We start from the raw sequence: 15085 nt of genomic DNA, 5'->3' as shown, positions 1-15085 counted from the left end.
GCGACGCGGGTACTTACCACAGCCCCCGCCACCCGACTCTCGTACGTATCAGGCGGGTCCACCGCTCGAAGCAGCACGTCACCAGGGTGCGAGCGCTGATGGGATGGCAACGCTCACAGCGCACCCGCGCGAAGCCGTGCAGCTCCTCCCCAGCCACACCTCGCCAGGGCACACGCTACCGCCAGGCTCCCACGAGACTCCGCCGAGCCCGCTCCGGGAGTGCCAGGCGGCGGGTTCGATTCCCGCCGCCTCCACGCTGCCGCGCCCCTGTCCTACCCGAGCATTTCGTTCAGGAGGCGGGCGACGGCCTTCGGGTCCGCCTGGCCGTTGGTGGCGCGCATGACCTGGCCGGTGAAGAAGCCGGTGAGGCCCTTCTTGCCGCCCCGGTACTCCGCGACCTTCGCGGGGTTGGCGTCCAGGACGCCCTGGATGGCGGTGCGCAACTGCCCCTCGTCGCTGACGACGCGCAGGCCCTTGCGCTCCACGATGCTCGCGGGCGCCTCGCCGGACGTCTGCGCCTCCGCCAGCACGTCCTTGGCGATGCGGGCGCTGATGCTGCCCTCGGCCACCAGCGTGACCAGCGCCGCCAGGGCCTCCACGCCCACGCGGTTGGTGCCCTCGCGGATGGACGTGGCCAGATCGTTCACCACCCAGGGCGCGAGCTCCGCGAGCCGCTTGCCGCCCGCGGCCTCCAGGTACGCGGCGAGCTGCGGCTCCCGGGCGAGCATGGACGCGTCGTTCTCGGTGACGCCCTGCTGGCGCAGGCGCGCGGCCGTGGCCTCCTGCTCGGTGCTGAGCGACGGACGGACGGGGGCCTCCGCGGCGGGGGCCTTCTTCTCGGTCCGCGGCTTGCTCTCCGCCTTCGGCTCCGCGCTCTCCGCCTTCTTCCCCCAGGTGTCCTTGAGGGTGATGATGCGGTTGAACACGAGCGCGTCGTCGCGGCTGTCCACGGGGTCACGCCAGAAGTACCCGGCGCGCTCGAACTGGTAGCGGGCGCCGGCCGGGTCCTTCGCCACGCTCGGCTCCACCACTCCGCGCGTCACCACCAGGCTGTTCGGGTTCACGAAGCTCATGAAGTCCGTGTTGAGCGGCTTCGTGTCGTCCTCGTGGCCGGGCTGCTCCGGGTCGAACTGCTGCGCCTCGCTGTCGGGCTCGGCCACCGTGAAGAGCCGGTCGACCAGGCGGAACTCGGCGCTCACGCCGCGCGTGGCGCTCACCCAGTGGATGACGCCGCCGGCCTTGGCGTCCTCGCCGAGCAGCGTGACGCGCAGCTCCGACGGCCCGCCGTCCGTGCCCATGATGACCTCGTCGCAGCGGATGATGCCCGCGCCACGCAGGCGCACCGTCCCGCCCGGCGTGAGCCGCTTGAAGCCCTTGGGCGGATCCGCGCTGAAGTCCTCGCGCTCGATGACGATCTCCCGCGTGAGCGGCACCTCGCGCACCGCCTTCTCGGAGGCCACGCGCTCGCCGGTGGGCAGCGGCACCTTCCCGTCGGCACTGCTCACCTCCTGCGGCCAGTACGGGAGGCTCAGCATGCGCTCCGCGTCCAGGTTCTGGATGACGGCCTTCAGCGGGCGCGTCACCGCCATCACGCGGGGCGCGCGCAGGTTCAGGTCGTCGCGGACGGCGTTCTCGAAGAGGGCCAGGTCCACGGTGCGGTTGGTGCGGCTCACGCCAATCTGCGAGGCGAAGGCCCGCACGGACTCGGGCGTCACACCGCGCCGGCGCATCGCGCTGATGGTCGGCATGCGCGGGTCGTCCCAGCCCTTCACCACGCCCTCGCGCACGAGCCGGCGCAGCTTGCGCTTGCTGACGACGGTGTACTCCATGCTGCGCCGCCCGAACTCGTACTGGCGCGGCGCCGTCTTGCCCGTCTCCTTGTCGGAGAACAGGTTGTCCATGAGCCAGTCGTAGATGGCCCGGTTGTCGATGAACTCCAGGCTGCACATGCTGTGCGTGATGCCCTCGAGCGCGTCACTGATGGGATGGGCGAAGTCGTACATCGGGTAGATGCACCACTTGTTGCCGGTCCGGTAATGGGGCGCGTGCAGGATGCGGTAGAGCACCGGGTCGCGCAGCTTGAAGTTCGGGTTGGCCAGGTCGATCTTCGCGCGCAGCGCGTGCTCGCCGTTCTTGAACTCTCCGGCGCGCATGCGGCGGAAGAGGTCCAGGTTCTCCTCGACGCCGCGGTTGCGGTACGGGCTGGGCGTGCCCGGCTGTTCCACCGTGCCGCGCAGGCGGGCCATCTCCTCGCCGCTGACGCTCTCCACGTACGCCAGGCCCTTGCGGATGAGCTGCACGGCGAAGTCGTGGAGCTGCTCGTAGTAGTCCGAGGCGTAGAACAGGCGCGAGGTGTCCCAGCCCAGCCACTGCATGTCGCGGATGATGCTGTCCGCGTACTCCTGCGTCTCCCCCTCGGGGTTGGTGTCATCCATGCGCAGGTGGCAGACGCCGCGGTAGTCCTGCGCCGTCATGAAGTCCAGGTAGCTGGCGAACGCGTGCCCGAGGTGCGCGTAACCGTTCGGCTCCGGCGGGAAGCGCGTGACGATGCTCGCGTGCCGCCCGGATTTCAGGTCCGCGTCGATGATCTCCGTGATGAAGTTCGGAGACACACGGCGTGCCTCGGGCGCGGGAATCAGGTCAGCTGGCTGCTTGCTCATAATGGGCTATTACTATCGCCCTTGCGGTCCCCAGCGCGAGAGAGAAGCGGGCCGGGTGTCAGCGGGCGGTTTCCCGGGGGCTCCCCCCGCCCCGGCCGCCCTCCGGGCAGGCGTCCCACCCGGGGCGGACTCAGCGCAGCCCGTTCGCGAGCAGCCGGGCCCGGAAGGCCTCGCCCGCCTCCGAGCCTCTCGGGTGGAACACCGCCGGCCTGCCCGGGGGCGCCGCCACCGTGTGCCACGTCCCCTGGTGCTCGTCGCCGTACTCCTGGCCGCTCCACACGTGCACCCAGCGGCCCGCCGGCAGGTACACGCGCACCTCCTCCACGCCCGCGTCCAGCACCGGCGCCACCAGCAGCTCGCTGCCCACCAGGAACGCCTCGTAGCGCAGCCGCCGCGCCGTCGGGTCCTCCGGGTAGTGCAGGAAGAGGTGCCGCACCACCGGGTAGCCCTTGTCCGCCGCCTCGTCCACGAGCCGCCGTCGATAGGGCTCCCACGCCCGGTACACCTTCGCCATCCGCGCGAAGTGCGTGAGGGACTCGTCATCCGAGTACACCTGGGCGTTGTGGTCCGGAATGTTGCCCTCGTGCGTGCGGAACACCGGGGTGAAGGCCGCCAGCTCCGTCCAGCGCTTCAGCAGCTCCGGGCTCCGGTGGTAGTTCTGCAGCGGGTTGTCGATGGTGGTGTACCCGCCGATGTCGCTGTGGTTCAGGCTGTAGCCGGACAGCCCGCCCGAGAGCAGCCCCGTCACCGCGCTCTTGATGCCGTCCGAGTCATCCCAGCTCACCAGTTGGTCCCCCAACCAGAACAGCGTGGCGTGCCTCGGGCTGCGCGTGAAGCCCGAGCGCATGAAGAACACCACGTCCTCGCCCCGGCCCACTTCCTCGATGAGCTCGCGATTGAGCTTCGCCCACTCCTCCGGGTACGCGTTGTGGAAGGGTTTCGCGTCGCCCTCGGCCAGGCGGGCGTCGTAGGGCAGGGCCTCGCCGAAGTCCGCCATCCACCCCGAGGCCCCCACCGCCAGCACCTCGTCGCGCAGCACGTCCTTCATCCACCGCCGCGCCTCGGGATTCGTCAGGTCCACCAGCCCCGCGGAGAACGAGGTGTTCTGGATGAGGTACGGCGCGTCCCCGGGCGTGCGCACCAGGTAGCCCCGCTCCCTCGCCTCGGCGAAGAGGTTGCGCCGGTACGCGGGCTTCTGCCCCTCCACGTCCGCGAGGAACGGATTCACGTACGTCATCACCCGGATGCCCCGCGACTCCAGCGAGCCCACCAGCTCGGGCCACCCGGGGTAGCGCTCGGGGTCCAGCTCCCAGTTCCACCAGAGCTGCTTGCCGAAGCTGGTGGTGCGCTGGCCCACCCAGTCCTGCAGCCAGAAGGCCGCCACGGGCACGTCCTTCTCCTCCAGCTTCCCGAGCACCTCACGCACCTTCTCCGTGCCGCCCTGCATTCCAATCACCGCGCCGCCGAGAATCCAGTCCGGCAGGCGCCGCATCCGTCCGGCGTAGGCCGTGTATTCCTCGATGAGCTCCAGCGGCGTGGTGCCCGCGAGGATGCGCCCGTGCATGGTGCGGGAGAACAACTCCACGGTGATGCGTCCGTCGTCGCGCAGGTCGAAGAAGGACGGCTCGGTGTCCTCCAGGAAGAGCGAGCGCAGGCGGCTGGTGAGGAAGTGGGGCACGGCCGCGTAGGTGGTGTGCCCGTTGCCTCCGGCGCCCGCCGTCAGGTCCGCCCCGAGCGTGATGGGGAACGCGCCCCGGCCGATGCCCTGCTCGGACACGAGGATGGGGACGCGCAGACCCTTGTGATCGAACCAGGTGAACTGCTCGCCAAAGCCATACACGCCCTCATCCTTCGTGGACGCCTGGGTGAGGGCCACGCGGTTGTAGCGCGGATCCTCCACCTCCACGGTGAAGGCGAGCTGCCGCTCGGACACGGAGGTGAGACGCAGGCCGTAGCCCACTTCGCCATCCCGGCAGGAGAGGGTGCCGCGGACCTCCACCGTCTCCGGGTCCCGGGTGACGATGCCCGTCACGCGCTGGTCCACGCAGCGCTCCTCCAGCGAGTCCTGCACGGAGAACAGGCCACGTGACTCGTGGACCTTCTCCGTGCCGCGTCCGGCGGTCACGAAGGCTCGCCCGGGGAGGCTCTCCCAGACGGTGCGGCCGTGTTGCTGGATGCGCAGGGCCGGTGCCTCGCCGCCCATCCACCGCACCTCGAAGGCGCCTGTCGAGGACGAGACGGGAAGGTCCACGCCCTCCGCGGACAACCTGCCGGGCGCGAGGTCATTCGAGCCACAGGCGGCGCACAGCAGCAGCAGGGAGACGGGGAGGAGGCGGGTAGCAAGGACGAGCACGGGGCCAGCGTAGTCCATGGAGCGCATCCACGGCCCGTCACATCCGGCACACCCGCTATCGCCGACGCGGCCGCCATCCGAAACCCTCTCAGCGCGAGGCTGCCTGGAGATTCCCGACGGGCAGCCCCGCGCTCCTGCCCAGGTCCACGTACGTCCGCATCATCCACCGGGTCTGCTCCTCGACCTTGGTGAAGTGGACCTTCAGGTAGGTCTCCAGGTCGAAGGGCGTGAGCTGGGCCGCCACGGGCAGGAGCACCTTGAAGAGCGCGGGGCGCAGCAGCGGCAGCACGGCGGAGGCGCTCCCCTTCGTGTGCGAGGCCGCGACCTGGACCGCCTCCCGCGCGGCCCGGTGGACGCGCTCCAGCGAGTCGTGCTGGAGGAAGCGCTCGAAGCTCCAGCCCGCCGCTTCCAATCCATTCACGAAGACGGTCAGCACCGCCGAGGGAATCGCCACGTCGCGGGCCACATCCCGGGTGGCACGGGCCGGGTACCCGCCCGCACGCAGCGTGTGGATGACCGGCTGGAGGCGCTCCGGCGGGCCGCTGAACGGGCCCCGGGTCATCGGAGGCAGCCAGAACGCCGTGCCCGGTTTCGCATACCGCTCTCCGGGCTTCAGCGGCGCGTGGAAGCTGATGAAGGGAATCATGCCGGAGACGAGCCGCTCTGGCGGAATCCATTGCAGGAGCCAGTCGCGGTCATCCAGCGACGGCTGGAGCATGACCCACGTGGCCTCTCCCGTGGCGCGGGCCAGCTCGCCCACCCAGTTCCCGGCCCGCAGCGCCGTCGAGGAGACGCACAGCCAGACCTGATCCCATCGCCGCGCGGCGATCTCCTCGTTCGAGACGTGCACGCCGAAGCCGGAGAACGCCACCGGCTCGGGGTCCTTCTCGAGCATGCCGAGCTCGTAGAGGGTGAAGCCCCGCCGCGCCTCGTCCGCGTACTTCTCCTTCACCAGGAAGGAGAAGCTCGCAGCCGGCCGCCTGGAGATACTTCCCGAACACCTGGCCTACGGCTCCCGCACCGACCAGCAGCACCCGAGGGGTCTCGCTCATGGCGTGACTCCTACCATCTCCGCCGGGGCGGCCGCCCCTCCCTCGGAGGCTCCGGGGCTCCCTGCTAGACTCCCCGGGCATGGACCAGGATCCGAAGAACGCGGCGCGGCAGGAGATGATGTCGAAGCTCCTCGAGACCGTGAACGAGCTGGAGCGGCTCCTCCAGGGTCATGAGGGGCCCGGTAGGCCGATGGAGGATCCCCAGGACGAGGCCTTCTGGTCCTCGCTCGAGTCCCTCGAGTCGGTGGTCGAGGCCAAGGCGGCCCTCCTGTCGGAGCTGATCGAGCTCGTCCTTCCCGCGGCGAAGCGGACCGCGAGGCCCATCCGCTCCTTCGACCGGGTCTCGGATCCCGCGCGAGTCCAGGCGCTCGAGGCGCTCTTCGGCAGCCTGCCCGCGCGGCAGCGCATGGCCCCGTGGCTCGATTCGCCGGCGGTGTGCCTGCGCGGCGACAAGATGCCGGTGGATATGGCCGCGGCCCGTGCGGACGACACGGGCATCATCCAGGCCCGCGAGGCTCTTCCTCCTCATGGATGGACGGCTGGCCTCGGTGGAGTCCGTCGGCACCTGGCGCATCGTGGACCAGCGGCTCGTGGCCGATACCACCATCGTCCGTGCGTGCGAGGTGAAGCCGGACGAGGTCATCCGCGAGTCCAACCTCATGTTCCTCCTGGTGTTTCTGCGCGAGCTGCTCCGCGAGAAGAACCCCGCCCTGGAGGGCCAGCATGTCCCGGACCTCGCCGAGCGGCGGGTGCGCTTCGACGCGCTGGTGGCCGGCCTCGGCCAGGCGATGGCGGAGCATGTCGTCCACCTGCGGCGCGTAGGCGACAGTCCCGCCTGACCGTCGCATTCGTGGCGATCAGGACCCCGGGGGCCTGCTCGCATGCGAGGCGTAGCGCTGGCGGACGAGGTTGGCCTGGGCGTGATGACCGGCCTTCTGCAGCCAGTCCGCCGCCCACCGCACGGCCTCGGGCAGGTTGGAGCAGAAGTGGTACGGCGTCTTCGCCGGCCAGAAGTGGAGGATGGCGCTCGCCGTCAGCCGGATGACGGGCGAGGTGATGACGACGACGCTGGCCATCACCGTCTGGCGGCGGAGCGCGTCATGCTCCTTCATCCACGCCACATGCCGTTGGCTCAGCTCGTTGTTCAGCATGCGCGCATTGCGCGTGTCGTAGAGGAGAACATGGGGCTCGTTGCGCTGCATGTACTCGAGCCGCTTCGCCAGGTACGTCTCCAGCTCGGCCCGGGAGGGATTGCCCGAGAAGTGGATGATGAGCAGCGGCCACAGCGAGTCGTCGAAGGTGAAGCCGGAGGCGGGGTGTTTGGCGGACGGGGGTGAAACCATGCACCCATGACAGCAAGCCCGGGGCCAGCACAGCTCCACCCTCGTTCCGAGGGAAGGCCGGCGGCTGTCCCGGGTCATTCGTGAACGGCGGGTACCGTCTTACCCGGGGCGTTGCCGGTCGTATGTCTACCAACGAGGTAGACAGGCATGCCTCCGCTCTCCTGGCTGGTGGGCGCCGTCAGGGCCCCGCGTCCCGCGGTGCGGGCGGGCCCTGCGAGCCCATCACCTCGCGCAGGAGCGAGTCATCCACCATGCCCGAGAGATCGGAGCTGGCGATGAAGCCGAGCTGCCGCGCGTGCTCGGCGGCCTGCTGCAACTGGCCAGGCGTCACCTCCAGCGCGGGCTGCAGCCGGGAGAAGGCGTCCTTCAATATGGGCTCGGAGATGGGGTGCCCGGTCACCTTGCCGAAGGCCTCGTTGACGCGCGAGATGAAGGTGTCGGGCTGCTGCTGCCACTGACGCGTGAGCTCCACGTGGGCGCGCAGCAGTTGTTTGAGCTGCTCGGGCCGCTCCTTCAGCGTCTTCTGGGTGGTGACGAGCACCGTGGTGTGGAAGCGCCGCTCCGGCCACAGGTCGCGCTCGTCCACGAGGATGTGGCCACCGCCTTCGGCCACCATGCGCGCGCCCCACGGCTCGGGCACCCAGGCGCCTTCGATTCTTCCGTTGAGGAAGAGGCCGAGGATGTCCGGGTTGGACAGCGGGGTGACGGTGACGTCCTGCCCCACCTTCAGGCCCTGCTGGCCCAGCCAGTGCCGCAGCGCGATGTCCTGGGTGTTGCCGAGCTGGGGCGTGCCCAGCGTCTTGCCCTTGAGCTCGGCCGGGGTGCGCGCCGTCTTCGTCACCAGCACCGCGCCGCTGTCGGCCGCCGCGGCGATGACGCGCAGCTCCCGCCCGCCCTTGAGGAAGGTGTTGATGGCGGGCCCGGTGCCCACGTACGAGACGTCCAGCGAGCCCGCGCTGAGTGCCTCCATGGCCGCCGGTCCCGCGTTGAACATCTTCATCTCGATGCCGGGGACGGCCTGCTGGAAGGCGCCCGAGGCGTTGCCCACCAGGGCCTGTCCGTGGGTGATGTTGGGGAAGAAGCCCATGCGCAGCGGCCGTTGCTCCTTCACGCCCTGCTTCGCCGTGCCCTCCCCGGACTGCTCCTTCTTGCACCCGCTCGCCGCCAGACACAGGGCGGTGAGCCCCACCACGAGGAACCCGAGACGCATATGGCGGCAAGGGTGGGGCGGGTCGGGGCCCGCCGCACATGACCCGGGGTACGAGGCTTCTGTCAGCCCTGCGCCAATCCCCAGCGGCGGCGCACGCGCAGCTCCACCGTCTGGAAGAGGACGCGGTCGATGAGGGTGCCCACGGCGATGATGCAGACCATCACCGCCATCACCTGGGGAATCTCCATCAGCTCGCGGCCCATGGTGAGCAACTGGCCGAGGCCGCCGGACACGTAGAGCAGCTCGCCGGCCATGAGGGCCCTCCAGGCGAAGCTCCACCCCAGCTTGAGGCCGGTGACGATGCCGGGCAGCGCCGCGGGCAGCAGCACGCCCCCGTAGAAGCGCGCTCCGCGGATGCCGTACGTGGAGGCCACGCGCAACAGCAGGGGGTCCACGCCCATGATGCCGTCCTCCACCGCGATGGCGATGGCCAGCACCGAGCCCATCACCACCACGAAGATGATGGACGTCTCGGTGAGGCCGAACCACAGCAGCGCCAGGGGCAGCCAGCAGATGGAGGGCAGCGCCTGCAGGCCCACCACCAGCGGGCGCAGCAGCCGCCGGATGAACTTCACCCGTCCCAGGAGGACGCCCAGCGGCACGCCGATGAGCACGGAGAGGGCATAGCCCTGCGCGAGCCGTCCCAGCGAGCGCGTGATGCCGTCCCACAGCCGGCCATCGCGCGCCATGGCGACGAGGCTCTCAGTGACCGCCCTCGGGCCCGGGAACAGGTGGTGCGGCCAGGGGCCGAACCGGGCCAGCAGCTCCCACGCCGCGAGCAGTCCCGCGAGGAACAGCAGCTTCTGTCCCAGATGCCACGCCTTCATGGTGTGTCCCTCGTTCTGCCCGGGCGCCCGTGCCGGCCGCGCTCATGGATTCACTCTCGCGGAGCATGGCGCGGATCTGCCGCGCCAGGCCCACCAGCGCCACGTCATCGGGGCCTCGCGGCATGGGCAGCCGCACCTCGAGGTCCCTCAGGATGCGGCCGGGCCGCGGTGCCATCACCACCACCCGGTTGGCCAGCACCAGCGCCTCCGTCACGTCATGGGTGACGAAGACGATCGTCTTGCGCGTCTCCAGCCACACCCGCTGCAGCAACTCGTGCATGTGCAGGCGTGTCTGCGCGTCCAGCGAGCCGAAGGGCTCGTCCATCAGCAGCACCGGCGAGTCCACCGCCAGCGCCCGGGCGAGCGCCGTGCGCATCTTCATTCCGCCCGACAGCTCGTGCGGCATCGCGTCCGCGAAGCCGTCCAGTTGCACGTAGCGGATGAAGCGGCGCGCGCGCTCGGAGCGCTCGGCCCGCGACAGGCCCCGGGCGGCGAGCACGAACTCGATGTTCTGCCGCACCGACAGCCAGGGGAAGAGCGCCGACTCCTGGAACATGAGCAGCCGGTCCGGCCCCGGTCCGGTGATGGGCTTGCCGTCGATGCGCACCTGCCCGCCGGTGGGGGAAATCTGTCCCGCCAGCGCGTACAGCAGGGTGGACTTGCCGCAGCCCGAGGGCCCCAGCAGGCACACGAACTCGCCGGAGCGGATGTTGAGGTTGACGTCCTGGAGCGCCACCACCTTGTTGGCGTAGTGGTGCTCCACCCGTTTGACGGCGATCTTCGCCGACTCCTCACCGACGAGGGCGGGGACGAGCGTCTCCTTCACCGTCTCCTTCACCTCCCGCACGCGCCGGAAGAGCGAGCGCCAGAGGCGGGTGAATCGTCCGGGGCGAGGCCCGGCCTTCTTGGGAGCAGCGGGCTGGGCGGTCGGGTCGGCGAGGCGCATGACACGGTCGTAACGGAGTTGGCGCAGCTCGCAACTGGAGCGGCGCGGGTCGTAGACGAGGCAGTTGTCGATGGGGCGGGAATACACATGCAACGAGATGGCGAAGCCGCTGCGCCCGCCCGTGCGCACCGAGTGCAGCTCCGTCTCGGGGTTGCGGTGGTCCATGGCACCGGGCAGCAGCGTGCGGCGGGGGCCCATGCGCTCGACGAGCGCGTAGCCGGGCTCCTGTCCGCCCGCCACCAGGCGGTAGTCGGCGATCTCGAGCTCGCCCGCGACGGTCATCAGGAAACACTCCTGGCCGTCGTGCCCGTGGATGGGGGCGCGCGCGTTGCGGCCCCAGCCCAGCACGAGCACCTCCAGGTCCTCGTCCCGGTACACCAGCGTGCGGGTGTAGCGCCCCTCTTGCAGCAGGGCGAAGGGTTCCACGGCCCGCCGGTGGAGCTGGCCCTGCCGCAGCACCTCCTCGATGGCCTGGGCCCCGCCGCGGGCATTGGCCTCGCGCAGGCGCAGGATGAATTGCCTCAGGGAGAGGGCACGAGGCGGGACGGAGGCATCGGGCTCGGGTGCGAGAGCAGCGTCCATCGCCTGCCATCCGGTCGGTGGGCTGCGTTCCATTGTTGCTCTCCTTCCGCCCTTCAATCGGACCTCAGGGCGGGTGAGGCCCGATGAAGGTGGGGATGGCACCTCCAACAGCCAAGGTGGGGGGGAGCCGCCGGGGAGGGGCCCGGTTCGTGCCTGGGAGAGAAGGGGCGGTTGCCTGCCCGGCTGTCCTCCCCAGCGCCACCTGCACTCAGAGTGAGGAAGGGGCGTGTGGCCGGGAGGCCCGGTCGAAGCGGCCCTACGCGATTCCCAGGTTCGCTTGTGCCTGGATTCTGTGTCACTTTCGCCCCGCGCGACGGCAGGACGGGAGCACCCTGGCGGGAGTGCCTGGCCCGGCCTGTGGAGGAGACGGTTCGTGACGCAGCAAGTTGGCAAGTACCAGTTGATCCGCAAGCTCGCCACCGGCGGCATGGCCGAGGTGTTTCTCGCCAAGGCCGCGGGCCCCATGGGCTTCGAGAAGACGCTGGTGCTCAAGCGCATCCTGCCGCACCTGGCCGAGGAGACCGCCTTCGTGGAGATGTTCCTCTCCGAGGCGAAGCTGGCCGCTCAGCTCACCCATCCCCACGTCGTGCAGATCTTCGATTTCGGTGAGGCCAACGGCACGTACTTCCTGGCCATGGAGTACATCGACGGGCCCAGCCTGCGCACGCTCATCAAGCGCGCCTCGGCGCAGGGCCTGGAGCTGCCACTGGCGATGTGTGCCCGGCTCGTCTCCCATGCGTGCGAGGGCCTGGCCTTCGCCCATGACTTCACCGAGCCGGAGACCGGAGAGGCGCTGGGACTCATCCACCGCGACATCAGCCCGGACAACATCCTGCTGTCCAAGCAAGGCGCGGTGAAGGTGGTGGACTTCGGCATCGCCAAGGCGGCCGGACAGGCGCACAAGACCGCCAGTGGTGTCATCAAGGGCAAGCTTTCGTACATGCCTCCGGAGCAGGTCCGCGCCGAGTCCCTGGACCGGCGGGTGGACGTGTACGCGCTCGGCGTTGTCCTCTACGAACTGCTCACGGGCCACAAGCCCTTCGAGTCCGAGTCCGACGTCGGCCTGATGCGGGCCATCCTCTTCCAATCCCCCATGCCCGCGGTGCAGTTCCGGCCGGAGCTGCCCGACTCCTTGCGGCGCATCCTGGGCCGGGCGATCGCCAAGGACCGCGAGCAGCGCTACCCGGACTGCCACGCGTTCCAGTCGGACCTGGAGGACTTCATCCTCTCGGCCGGCAAGCCCGTGACGACGCAGCAGATCGCCCAGCTGATCGCCCAGGTTCCCGAACCGGCGTCCCTGCCGGGCTCGCCGCGCAGTGGACCCACGCCCTCGGTCACCCCCGTCCACACGCCTGTTCCCGCCGAGGTGCGGACGGATGTGACGGGCTCCGATGCGCCCCGGACGGTGCCGCTGCGTAAGCCTCAGGCCGAGAAGACGGATGTGACGGCCCCCGATGCGCCCCGGACGGTGGAGCTGCGCAAGCCTCAGGCCGAGAAGACGGATGTGACGGCCCCCGATGCGCCCCAGACGGTGAAGCTGTACCCGCCCCAGGCTGAGACGACGGATGTGGTGGCCTCCGATGCACCGCAGGCGGTGCAGCAGCACCCGCCTCAAGCCGAGACGCAGGATGTGGCGGCCTCCGATGCGCCCCAGACGGTGAAGCTGTACCCGCCTCAGGCTGAGAAGACGGAGGTAGCGGCCTCCGATGCGCTCCAGACGGTGAAGCTGTACCCGCCTCAAGCCGAGAAGACGGATGTGGCGGCCCCCGATGCACCGCAGGCGGTGCAGCAGCACCCGCCTCAGGCTGAGAAGCGGAAAGTGGCGGTCTCCGATGCACCGCAGGCGGTGCAGCTGCGCAAGCCCCAGGCCTTGAAAGAGGTCTCACCCGAGTCCCCCTCCGAACGCCCGGCAGCCCCGGACATCCGTCCGCTGCCACGAGTCCAGCGGCCCTCCATGGAGGTGCTCTCGGCGCAGCGGAAGCCCAAGGAGTCCCGGCGCGGGGGCAAGTGGGCTGTTACCCTTGTTGCGTGCGTGCTCATCGCGGGGGGAGGGGGCGTCGTGCTGTGGCGGAAGGCTTCCTCCACACCACCGCCCCAGAAACCGGCGCCCATGGCCAAGGTGGCGCCATCCCCCGCGACGCCGCCTCAGGACGAGTCTTCTGTCCAGGAGGCTTCTCCGGACGAGCCCCCTGCCTCCGCGACCCCTGCGCCGCCCACGGATGGCGGTTCCGAGGTGCGGCCCCCGGAACCTCTCGAAGGTGCCTCTGCCGCCGCGCCTCAGGACGCAGGAGTCGCTCCGGAGGATGCCCCGCTCCAGGCCGCGGGTCAGGCACCCGAGCCCGACACCTCCAAGAACGAACGCCCTTCGCGCCCGAGCGTTCCCGGGAGGAGCAAGCGTCCATCCAAGGTGTCGTCCTCCATGTCCGTTTCGAAGGGGCTCCTTGAGTTCCGTGTTCGGCCCTACGCCACCGTCTTTTTGAGCGGAAAGCTGTTGGGCGACACGCCCATGGAGCCTGTGGCGTTGCTGGAGGGCCACTACACCGTGAAGTTCGTCAACGAGAGCATTCCGAAGACGGTGATCCAGAGCGTCCGGGTGGTGAGTGGGGAGACCACGATCGTCAGGGTCAACCTCCTTGAGGAGTGAGGCGGACACGGGAAGGCCGCCCTCACCCTGGGACGCGCTGATTCACTAGGGGAAGTGCCGCTGCTCCCAGCTATTGATGGCATGCGCGGCTTCCCCCAGTTGCTCGCTGGTGCGGGCAGCCCGGATCTCATTGCCAATCGCCACGAGTTCCCTGAGCGGAGGAAGTGTGGAGGGCGGATTCGTGCTCAGGAAGACCTTCTGAACGGTGCGGAGCCGCTGCATGAGCAGCTCGCGTTCGCAGTCGACACTGCCAGCAGGCTGGCACTTGGACGTATCCAGATTCGCGGCCTCGCTGAGCTTCTTCTTGATCAGGACGCGCTCCGCTTCCCGCTGCTTCGCCGCCAGCCGCTCCGCTTCCGTCAACTCCACCTCTGCGTTCCGCCGCTCCGCTTCCAGTCGCTTCGCCTCCCGCCGCTCTGCCTCCCAGCGTGGGTCCTCATAAATGAACTCATTGGCGAACTGGTCGATCCCCTGAGTGATGAGCATCCACTCGTGGCTGGTTGTCGCGTCCTCCATCTGGGTCTTCAAATCCATCCATTTTTTGGAGGCGAGACCCTGGAATTTGCCGCTCAGACAGAGCGTGTGCTTCATATGGATGAGCCGCGACAGCTTCCTCTCCTTTGGGTTCTGACCCGATGGAATAGGCTCAGGCTTGCAGTCCGGTGGATTGACAGGTTGTTCGGCAACCAGGGCAGCAGGTTCCTCCTTCGCCTGCACTACCTTCGGAGCACTCGGTGCATGGGTGATGGGTGCAGCCTTGGACTCCACCACGCTCGACGGTGATTCCTTCTTCGGTGGCTGCGCGACCTTCACTTCCTCACGCGTCTCCGGGGCAGGCCCGGTTGCTGGCGGGGCGGGAGGTGTCTTCCGGTTCTGCTCGGTCTGGACTGACAGTTTCTCCGTTCCGCTCGGCGGGCGGAGAGAATCCACCTCCTGCTTCACCTGCTTCCGCACGGACTCGAAGAGGGCCTCGACCTTGGGCGCGACCTGTACGGGCAGTTTCGCATCCGGCCTCAGCAGCAGGGCGGCCCTGAAGCTGGAAGCCCCCGGCTTTTGCTTGCCCATCTCGCACAGGATGATGCCTTCATAGAGGGAGAGGGTGACCTCTTCGTCCGTTCCGCGAGGCAGTTTGCGGGCGAGTTGGAGCTGGTTGAGCGCGAGCTCGTAATCAAGGCTTTCGTACAGGCGGTTGATCGACCTGATGTAGTTGTGGATCTCGCCTTCGTTCGCGGCGCGCGCGGCGAAGGGAAGGACCAGGGCCGCCAGGACAAGGAGCCATGCGCCTTGAACGGCGGACCTTCCGGAATTCTCTCTCACGTAACGATGACTCCCTTTCGTGAGATGTTATCCCGAAGCCCTGGGTGGGCAAAGAGCGCGCTTTGCCTCGAGGTGAGAGGCACTCCGCTGGTGTGGATGCGCCACGGGCTCGCGGGTGAGCAGGCAGGCATCGAGCCCGTGTCCTCACTCC

Annotated in this window: 10 protein-coding genes; 2 read left to right on the top strand and 8 right to left on the bottom strand. The window is 69.2% G+C overall.

Annotated elements, in window-relative coordinates; all coding sequences use genetic code 11:
* Positions 1 to 272: 272 nt before the first annotated feature.
* From ACN28I_RS26515 to ACN28I_RS26505, 3 genes are all read right to left on the bottom strand, one after another.
* Positions 273 to 2660: a glutamine--tRNA ligase/YqeY domain fusion protein gene (locus ACN28I_RS26515; protein WP_420944722.1), complete on the bottom strand. Its 2388-nt coding sequence runs from the start codon at positions 2658 to 2660 to the stop codon at positions 273 to 275.
* A gap of 130 nt (positions 2661 to 2790) precedes the next feature.
* Positions 2791 to 5031 carry an alpha-glucosidase gene (locus tag ACN28I_RS26510; RefSeq protein ID WP_420944721.1) on the bottom strand — a complete coding sequence of 747 codons (2241 nt, stop codon included), beginning with the start codon at positions 5029 to 5031 and terminating at the stop codon, positions 2791 to 2793.
* A gap of 70 nt (positions 5032 to 5101) precedes the next feature.
* Complete coding sequence (locus ACN28I_RS26505; protein ID WP_420944720.1) at positions 5102 to 5965, bottom strand: ketopantoate reductase; 864 nt, start codon at positions 5963 to 5965, stop codon at positions 5102 to 5104.
* Positions 5966 to 6544: 579 nt separating this feature from the next.
* Here ACN28I_RS26505 and ACN28I_RS26500 point away from each other — a divergent pair.
* Positions 6545 to 6904 (top strand): hypothetical protein, encoded by a 360-nt coding sequence (locus ACN28I_RS26500; RefSeq protein ID WP_420944719.1) that lies wholly within the window; start codon positions 6545 to 6547, stop codon positions 6902 to 6904.
* An 18-nt stretch (positions 6905 to 6922) separates the two neighbouring features.
* On the opposite strand, the gene ACN28I_RS26495 is transcribed toward ACN28I_RS26500, so the two are convergent.
* The 4 genes from ACN28I_RS26495 to ACN28I_RS26480 form a co-directional block, all read right to left on the bottom strand.
* Positions 6923 to 7408 carry a hypothetical protein gene (locus ACN28I_RS26495; protein WP_420944718.1) on the bottom strand — a complete coding sequence of 162 codons (486 nt, stop codon included), beginning with the start codon at positions 7406 to 7408 and terminating at the stop codon, positions 6923 to 6925.
* 178 nt (positions 7409 to 7586) lie between these two features.
* Positions 7587 to 8618: an ABC transporter substrate-binding protein gene (locus ACN28I_RS26490; RefSeq protein WP_420944717.1), complete on the bottom strand. Its 1032-nt coding sequence runs from the start codon at positions 8616 to 8618 to the stop codon at positions 7587 to 7589.
* Positions 8619 to 8680: 62 nt separating this feature from the next.
* A complete protein-coding gene (locus tag ACN28I_RS26485; RefSeq protein ID WP_420948721.1) occupies positions 8681 to 9415 on the bottom strand; it encodes an ABC transporter permease in 735 nt (244 codons plus the stop codon).
* A complete protein-coding gene (locus tag ACN28I_RS26480; protein ID WP_420944716.1) occupies positions 9321 to 10973 on the bottom strand; it encodes an ATP-binding cassette domain-containing protein in 1653 nt (550 codons plus the stop codon). Before ACN28I_RS26480 ends, ACN28I_RS26485 begins: the two co-directional genes overlap by 95 nt.
* Before the next feature lie 427 nt (positions 10974 to 11400).
* On the opposite strand from ACN28I_RS26480, the gene ACN28I_RS26475 reads away from it, so the two are divergent.
* Positions 11401 to 13617, top strand: coding sequence for a protein kinase domain-containing protein (locus ACN28I_RS26475; protein ID WP_420948720.1), 2217 nt, complete (start codon positions 11401 to 11403; stop codon positions 13615 to 13617).
* Between the two features lie 45 nt (positions 13618 to 13662).
* On the opposite strand, the gene ACN28I_RS26470 is transcribed toward ACN28I_RS26475, so the two are convergent.
* Positions 13663 to 14934, bottom strand: coding sequence for a hypothetical protein (locus tag ACN28I_RS26470; protein WP_420944715.1), 1272 nt, complete (start codon positions 14932 to 14934; stop codon positions 13663 to 13665).
* Positions 14935 to 15085 lie beyond the last annotated feature (151 nt).

This window comes from Archangium gephyra, from assembly GCF_049060025.1.
Lineage (GTDB): Bacteria > Myxococcota > Myxococcia > Myxococcales > Myxococcaceae > Archangium > Archangium gephyra_A.
The sequence above is the reverse complement of the archived record's forward strand: the minus strand, read 5'-3'. Positions and strand labels throughout refer to the sequence as shown.